General features: G+C 69.6%; 5 protein-coding genes. 4 read left to right on the top strand and 1 reads right to left on the bottom strand.

Annotated elements, in window-relative coordinates; translation table 11 throughout:
• The first annotated feature begins 801 nt into the window (after positions 1 to 801).
• The 4 genes from IG62_RS0140575 (at position 802) to IG62_RS0140560 (ending at position 6,015) form a co-directional block, all read left to right on the top strand.
• Complete coding sequence (locus IG62_RS0140575) at positions 802 to 2,181, top strand: ABC transporter substrate-binding protein (RefSeq protein ID WP_051799251.1); 1,380 nt, start codon at positions 802 to 804, stop codon at positions 2,179 to 2,181.
• Positions 2,182 to 2,398: 217 nt separating this feature from the next.
• Positions 2,399 to 3,745, top strand: coding sequence for a carbohydrate ABC transporter permease (locus IG62_RS0140570; RefSeq protein ID WP_051799250.1), 1,347 nt, complete (start codon positions 2,399 to 2,401; stop codon positions 3,743 to 3,745).
• A complete protein-coding gene (locus IG62_RS0140565; RefSeq protein ID WP_030816200.1) occupies positions 3,742 to 4,659 on the top strand; it encodes a carbohydrate ABC transporter permease in 918 nt (305 codons plus the stop codon). The genes IG62_RS0140570 and IG62_RS0140565 overlap by 4 nt, the downstream gene beginning before the upstream one ends.
• A 387-nt stretch (positions 4,660 to 5,046) precedes the next feature.
• Positions 5,047 to 6,015, top strand: coding sequence for a class I SAM-dependent methyltransferase (locus IG62_RS0140560; protein ID WP_030816198.1), 969 nt, complete (start codon positions 5,047 to 5,049; stop codon positions 6,013 to 6,015).
• Between the two features lie 167 nt (positions 6,016 to 6,182).
• On the opposite strand, the gene IG62_RS0140555 is transcribed toward IG62_RS0140560, so the two are convergent.
• On the bottom strand, positions 6,183 to 6,785 hold the full coding sequence (locus tag IG62_RS0140555; RefSeq protein ID WP_078872533.1) for a class I SAM-dependent methyltransferase: 603 nt from the start codon (positions 6,783 to 6,785) through the stop codon (positions 6,183 to 6,185).
• Positions 6,786 to 6,800: the final 15 nt, after the last annotated feature.

The following is a 6,800-nucleotide window of genomic DNA, read 5'->3' as shown; positions in this document are numbered from 1 at the left end:
GTCTCGTGGGCTCGGAGATGTGTATAAGAGACAGGGGCTGAGGGGGGCCTTCCGGGGCGGCTCCGGGGTGGGCCTGCAAGCTGTGCCGGGGTTGGGTCTGGGGCTGCGTTCGGGACGGGGCCGGGGCCGCGCCGGGGTTGGGGCTGGACTGCGTTCGGGTTGGGGCTGGGGCTGCGTTGGGGTTTGGGGTGGCCGTAACAGCACCATTACGAAAGGTGAGTTGGTGCTGGACGCGGTATTGCGGAGGCCGGGGGCGGGGCGTAGACCTGTCGCACACCGGGTCGGGCTGGGCGTGTGGGGGCTGGGCTCGGGTTGAGGCAGTGCTGGGTGGCCGGTAGCCGCGTGGCAGCGGCGCATCGTGGCGCCGGGTGCCACCGCAAGCCGTGCCGAGCCGGCATGGCATGGCCGCGCCGAGGCCGAGCCGCGTCGGCATGGCGTCGGCAGGCCACATGCACGGGAGCGCACGGGAGCGGCAGACCGCACGACCACAGTTACGCACGACCACAGTTACGCACCACCGCACTCGCACCATCGCACCTGGCGAGATCGCAGCAGTAGTAGCTCGCACCATCGCACCTTGTACCACGGCAGCAGCGCCACGGCGGCCTGCTGGGAGCCGTGGGTGGAATGTCCGCGGCGGGTCGACAGCATCGGTCGCAGGAACGGCTACAGAAGCAGAGCGATTCAGTAATCCGGGGAGCCAACGCGCCAATATTCCGCGGCAATTCGGCACACCACGGCACGGTGCGGCGCGGCTCAGGTTGAGGAATTGATGAGGCTGAGGGAATTGGGGGTTCGGGGATGAGGGGTCGAGGGACGGGTTGGCGGCGGCGGGGGGCGGCCGGGGTTGTGGTGGGAGTGGTGCTGGCCGTGGGGGTGGCCGGTTGTGGAAGTGGTGGGGGCGGCGGGAAGAAGGGTGAGGGGGGCGGGGGCGATGGGGGTGAGCGGAATGCCGTTACGGTGCGGTTGCCCAAGTTGGCGGGACAGCGGCTGCAGGTGACCGCGGTGTGGACGGGGGCGGAGCGGGAGAATTTCGTCAAGGTGCTGGACGAGTTCGAGAAACGCACCGGGGCGAAGGTGGATTTCGTGCCCAGTGGCGACGACATGGCCGGTTTCATCGGGTCGAAGATCGCCGGGGGTGGGCCGCCGGACGTGGCGATGCTGCAGCAGGCCGGGGTGCTCAACGAGTTCGCCGGGAAGGGCTGGCTGAAGCCGCTGGGGCCGGAGGCCAAGGCGCAGTTGGCGAAGAATTACAGCAAGGGGTGGCGCGACCTCGGGGCTCATAAGGGCACCGAGTACGGGGTGTATTTCAAGGCCAGTAACAAGTCGCTGGTGTGGTACAACGCGCAGGCGTTCGGGAACGCCGGTGTGCAGGAGCCGAAGACCTGGGCGGAGTTCCTGAAGGCGGCGCGGACGATTTCCGAGTCCGGGGTGGAGCCGGTCTCGGTGGGCGGGTCGGACGGCTGGACGCTGACCGACTGGTTCGAGAACATCTATCTTTCGCAGGCCGGGCCGGAGAAGTACGACCGGTTGGCGCAGCACCGGATCGCGTGGACGGATGCCTCGGTGAAGCAGGCGTTGTCCACGCTCGGCCAGCTTTTCGGGCGTAAGGATCTGCTGGTGGGCGGTAATGCGGGGGCGCTGCAGACGGATTTCCCGACGTCGGTGACGCAGACGTTCAGTGGTGGTGACGCGCCGAAGGCGGCGATGGTGTCGTCGGCGGATTTCGCGGCGGCGAATATCGCGCAGACGAAGGCGAAGATCGGTACGGACGCCAAGGTTTTCCCGTTCCCGGCGGTGGGTGCGAAGTCGCCGGTGGTGACGGGCGGGGATGTGGCGGTGGCGCTGAAGGGCGGTAAGGCGGCGCAGGCTCTGCTGACGTTCCTGGCGTCGACGGACGCGGCGCGGATCTGGGCGCGGGCGGGTGGGTTCATTTCGCCGAACAAGGAACTCGACCGGGCGGCGTACGGGGATGCGGTGATGCGGCGGATCGCGGGGGCGCTGATCGCGGCCGGTGATGATTTCCGCTTCGACATGTCGGATCAGGCGCCGGCTTCGTTCGGTGGGAAGCCGGGTCAGGGCGAGTGGAAGGACTTGCAGGACTTCCTGAAGAATCCGAAGGACGTGGCGGGGACGCAGGCGCGGCTGGAGCGGGACGCGGTCAAGTCGTTCGGTGGGTGAGGGCATTGGGGGGCCAGTCGGCGTGTCTGACGTCGGCCCTCCTTCCCTTCCTCTTTTCCTGCCCCTCCGCCCCGCCGGCCCTCCGCTCCATTGCCCCTCCGTTCCCTTGCCGTCCCTTCTCTGTGCCCCTCTTTTTCTGGGCCCCTCTTTTCTGGGCCCCTCTTTTCTGGGCCCCTCTCTTTCCGTGCCGTTTCACCTGTGCCGGGGGATTCTCACGATGAGCAGCAGTAGGACCGCGGAAGTCGGCGGAAGTACGGTGAAGGTCAGTGGTGGGCGGCGTGTGACGGGGACGCGGCGGTGGGTGGCTGCGGTGTTCTTGTTGCCGGCGTTGGTGTTGTTGGGTGCGCTGGTGGTGTATCCCATCGGGTTTTCCGTGTACCGGAGTCTGTTCGATGCGTCCGGTGACGGGTTCGTGGGGCTGGGGAATTACGGGGAGTTGTTCGCGGACGACGGGATTCGGACCGCGTTGCGGAACAACGTGGTGTGGGTGGTGGTGGCGCCGGCGGTGTCGACGGCGCTGGGGTTGATCTTTGCAGTGCTGACGGAGCGGGTGCGGTGGGGTACGGCGTTCAAGTTGGTCGTTTTCATGCCGATGGCGATTTCGATGCTGGCGGCCGGGATCATTTTCCGGCTGGTGTATGACCAGAATCCGGAGCGTGGGGTGGCCAATGCGGTGTGGGTGGGGGTGCATGACACGTTCGCGGAGCCGGCGCCGTTCCCGGGGGCGAGGCCGCGGCCGAACGGGGTGCTGCGGCCGTCGGGGGGCGGGGCGTTCAGTACGCGGTCGGTGGTGCGGGCGGGGTCGCCGGTGATGCTGCCGTTGGTGGCGGTGCGGCAGGACGATGTGCGGGGTGCGCGGCGGGCGGCGGGTGCGGTGGCGCGGCCGGGGAGTGTGACGGGGACGGTGTGGCTGGATTTCCTGCGGGGCGGTGGGGGCCGGCCGAATGTGGTCGACGGGTCGGAGCGGGGTCTGGCCGGGGTGACCGTGGAGGCGGTACGGGGCGGCCGGGTGGTGGCGTCGGCGAGGACCGCGGCGGACGGGACGTTCGTGTTGCCGGGTGGGGTGGCGGACGGGGCGCGGTTGCGGTTGCCGGCGGGGAATTTCGCGGCGGCGTACGGCGGGGTGGAGTGGTTGGGGCCGGCGTTGGTGACTCCGGCGATCATCGGGGCGTATGTCTGGATGTGGGCGGGTTTCGCGATGGTGTTGATCGCGGCGGGGCTGGCGGGGGTGCCGCGGGAGTTGTTGGAGGCGGCGCGGGTGGACGGGGCGGGTGAGTGGCAGGTGTTCCGCCGGGTGACGGTGCCGTTGCTGGCGCCGGTGCTGGTGGTGGTGCTGGTGACGTTGATGATCAATGTGCTGAAGATCTTCGACCTGGTGTACATCATCACGCCGGGGTCGAGTTTGCGGTCGGCGAATGTGCTGGCGTTGCAGTTGTTCCAGTCGTCGTTCGGGACGGATGTCGATGAGGGGCTGGGCAGTGCGATCGCGGTGTTCCTGCTGCTGCTCGTGCTGCCGGTGATGTGGGTGAATCTCCGGCGGATACGGAAGGAGCGTCGTCGATGACGGCGGTGGAGGGGGTCGCCCGGGCCGGTGGCGGGGGCGGGGCGGGTGCGGTGGTGCGGGGGCGGCCGTCGGTGGCGGCGCGGCTGGCGGCGCGGGCCGGTGGCGGTGCGGTGCGGGTGTTCCTGGTGCTGGTGGCGTTGTTCTGGTTGATGCCGTCGGTGGGGTTGCTGTTGTCGTCGTTGCGGAGTCCGCAGCGGATCGGTGAGTCGGGCTGGTGGCGGGTGTTCGCGGAGCCGGCACAGATCACGTTCGACAATTACGGCCGGTTGTTGTCGAACGGCAAGGTGATGGGTTCGCTGCTGACGACGGCGGAGATCACGGTGCCGGCGACGGTGATGGTGGTGGTGATCGGGGCGCTGGCGGGTTATGCGTTCGCATGGATGGATTTTCCGGGCCGGGACGGCTGGTTCCTGGTGGTGGTGGGGCTGCTGGTGGTGCCGGTGCAGGTGGCGCTGATTCCGGTGGCGAAGTTGTTCGGGGCGGTGGGGCTCTTCGAGACGACGGCGGGGGTGGTGCTGTTCCACACGGCGTTCGGGTTGCCGTTCGCGGTGTTCCTGCTGCGGAATTTCTTCGCGGAGATTCCGCGGGAGTTGCTGGAGGCGGCGCGGCTGGACGGGGCGGGTGAGTTGCGGCTGTTCACGCGGGTGGTGTTGCCGTTGGGGGGTCCGGCGATCGCGTCGTTGGGGATCTTCCAGTTCCTGTGGGTGTGGAACGACATGCTGGTGGCGTTGATCTTCGCGGACAGTGGGAGTCCGCCGATCACGGTGGCGTTGCAGCAGGAGGTGCGGCAGTTCGGCAACAACATCGATGTGCTGGCGCCGGGGGCGTTCCTGTCGATGGTGGTGCCGTTGATCGTTTTCTTCGCGTTCCAGCGGCAGTTCGTGTCCGGGGTGATGGCGGGCGCGGTGAAGTGAAGTGCGGGGTGGCGTGAGGGGCGGCGGGCGAGGCGGACCGGGAGCCGTGTGCCGTACGGCGTACGGCACACGGGATACGGGGTCGGTTACGGGTCGTGCCGTTGTTATCCCGCGTTCATGTCCGTCCCCCTACGATGTCGGTCACTGCCGTGAAACGCATGGTGCGACGGGGCTCCGTCGTGGAGACTGCGTAGCGGCGCCGGCGCGTATTCCGTGCCGGACGAGGGTGTGTCCGTCCCTGCGTGGGGCGGGGCCCGTGCGCCGCCCCGCACCGGGGCCGGGCGTGTTCATAACTGCACACTCCGTATGCGTCCGTATGTGTCCCCCCACATCGCTTTGCCTGTTGCATTCCGCCTACGTTCCCGACCGTCTGGAGACGGACCGCACATGACTGCCCCCACCGCAGACCAGAGTGCCGAGCAACTCCCGCGCCCTGCCCGGTTGTCGGAGGTGAAAGGCTGGTTCTTCACTGCCGATCAGCTGCTGTTCGACTGGTTCCTGGCGTATCAGAAGGAGCGTTCCGAGTCGGGTGATCTGCTCGAACTGGGCGCTTACATGGGTAAGAGCGCGATTTTCCTCGGTGCGCGGCTGGGCGCCGGTGAGCGCTTCACGGTGTGCGATCTCTTCGATTCGCCGGCCGAGGACGCGTCGAACTCCAAGGAGATGAGGAAGTCGTACGCGTCGCTGACGCGGCGGGCTTTCGAGGCCAACTACCTGTCGTTCCACGACGAGTTGCCGACGATCGTGCAGGGGCTGAGTTCGATCGTCAGCGAGCACGTCGAGAAGGGGTCGGTGCGGTTCGCGCACATCGATGCGTCGCATCTGTACGAGCATGTGCACGGGGACATCCTGGCGGTGCGGGAGTTGCTGACCGGCAGTGGTGTGGTGGTGCTGGACGACTACCGCGCGGAGCACTGTCCGGGGGTGGCGGCGGCGACGTGGCAGGCGGTCGCCAATGAGGGGCTGCGGCCGATCTGCATCACGGGCACGAAGTTCTACGGCACGTGGGGTGATCCTGAGCCGTTGCAGAAGGCGCTGGTGGGGTGGATCGCGGAGCGCGGTGACATCTGGCACGAGGTGCAGTACGTGAACGGTGCGCCGCTGGTGCGGTTGAGCGCGAAGGGTGCGAAGGAGCCGGCGCAGCCGGTGTCGCGGCACCGTCCGGCGCCGTCGGTGGCCCCGGCGGGTGCGGCGCGGCCGGAGGTGGTGGCGGCGCCGTCGGGGCCGGTGGTCCGGCCGGTGCGGCGGGCGCCGGTTCCGACGGGGGCGACGGTGCGGAAGGTGGCGCGGGAGGTGCTGCCGCCGATCGTGGCGCGGGCGATCGTGAAGGCCCGTAAGCGGGCGCGCGGGCGCTAGGCGCGGGCCCGTAAGCGGGCGCGCGGGCGCCGGCCGCTGTACGGGGAGAGAGCCGGGGCGGGCTGCCTTCAGGGGCGGCCCGCCCCGGCTTTCGTGTGCGCGGCCCCGTACGCCTGCCGCGGTGCCTGCCCGTCCCTGTCGCGGTACGTCCCGATCGCGGTACGTCCCTATCGCGGTACCTGCCCCACCAGGACGAACACGTTGGGGCGCAGCAGCATCCCGGCGGGGCGGGGCAGGGGGTGGGAGTAGGTGCGGCGGACGGTGAGGCCGGCGGTGGCGGCGAAGGCGCGCAGCAGGGTGAAGTCGGTGAAGCGGACGGGCGGGGGGCCGGCGCGGTGGCCGGCTTCCTGGGGGGTGATGAGGAGGACGCCGCCGCCGGGCCGTACGTAGGGGACGTAGGCGCGGAGGAGTTCTTCGGCCTGTTCGTCGTCGAGGTGCTGGAGGACGTGGGCGGTGAGGAGGGCGTCGAAGGCGCCGGGGCGGGCGTGCGGTCCGGCGAGGAAGGCGTCGGGGGTGTAGGCGGTCAGGCCGCGGGTGCGGCAGCGGGCGACGGCGTCGGGGTCGTGGTCGATGCCGACGCTGCCGGGGGTGCAGCCGGCGAGGGTGTCGCCGTCGCCGCAGCCGATTTCCAGGACGCGGCCGGCGCCGATGCGCCGTAGTTGCCGGCGGTAGGGGGTGTGGGCGGGCAGCAGGCGGGCGAGGCCGGGGCGGGCGGGGTCGGCGGCCAAGGCCGCGAAGTCGGGGACCCGGTCGTCCGCGGCGGCCGACATGTTCGCCAGCCAGCC

The sequence above is a fragment of the Streptomyces sp. NRRL S-337 genome, from assembly GCF_000720175.1.
GTDB classification, from domain to species: Bacteria; Actinomycetota; Actinomycetes; order Streptomycetales; family Streptomycetaceae; genus Streptomyces; species Streptomyces siderophoricus.
This window is presented reverse-complemented; position numbering and strand designations above follow the sequence as displayed.

What these genes read in the sequence shown, in the direction of transcription:
- IG62_RS0140575 (WP_051799251.1), top strand. Translation starts at nt 802, where the DNA reads ATGAGGGGTCGAGGGACGGGTTGGCGGCGGCGGGGGGCGGCCGGGGTT.
- IG62_RS0140570 (WP_051799250.1), top strand. Translation starts at nt 2,399, where the DNA reads ATGAGCAGCAGTAGGACCGCGGAAGTCGGCGGAAGTACGGTGAAGGTC.
- IG62_RS0140565 (WP_030816200.1), top strand. Translation starts at nt 3,742, where the DNA reads ATGACGGCGGTGGAGGGGGTCGCCCGGGCCGGTGGCGGGGGCGGGGCG.
- IG62_RS0140560 (WP_030816198.1), top strand. Translation starts at nt 5,047, where the DNA reads ATGACTGCCCCCACCGCAGACCAGAGTGCCGAGCAACTCCCGCGCCCT.
- IG62_RS0140555 (WP_078872533.1), bottom strand. Translation starts at nt 6,785, where the DNA reads ATGTCGGCCGCCGCGGACGACCGGGTCCCCGACTTCGCGGCCTTGGCC.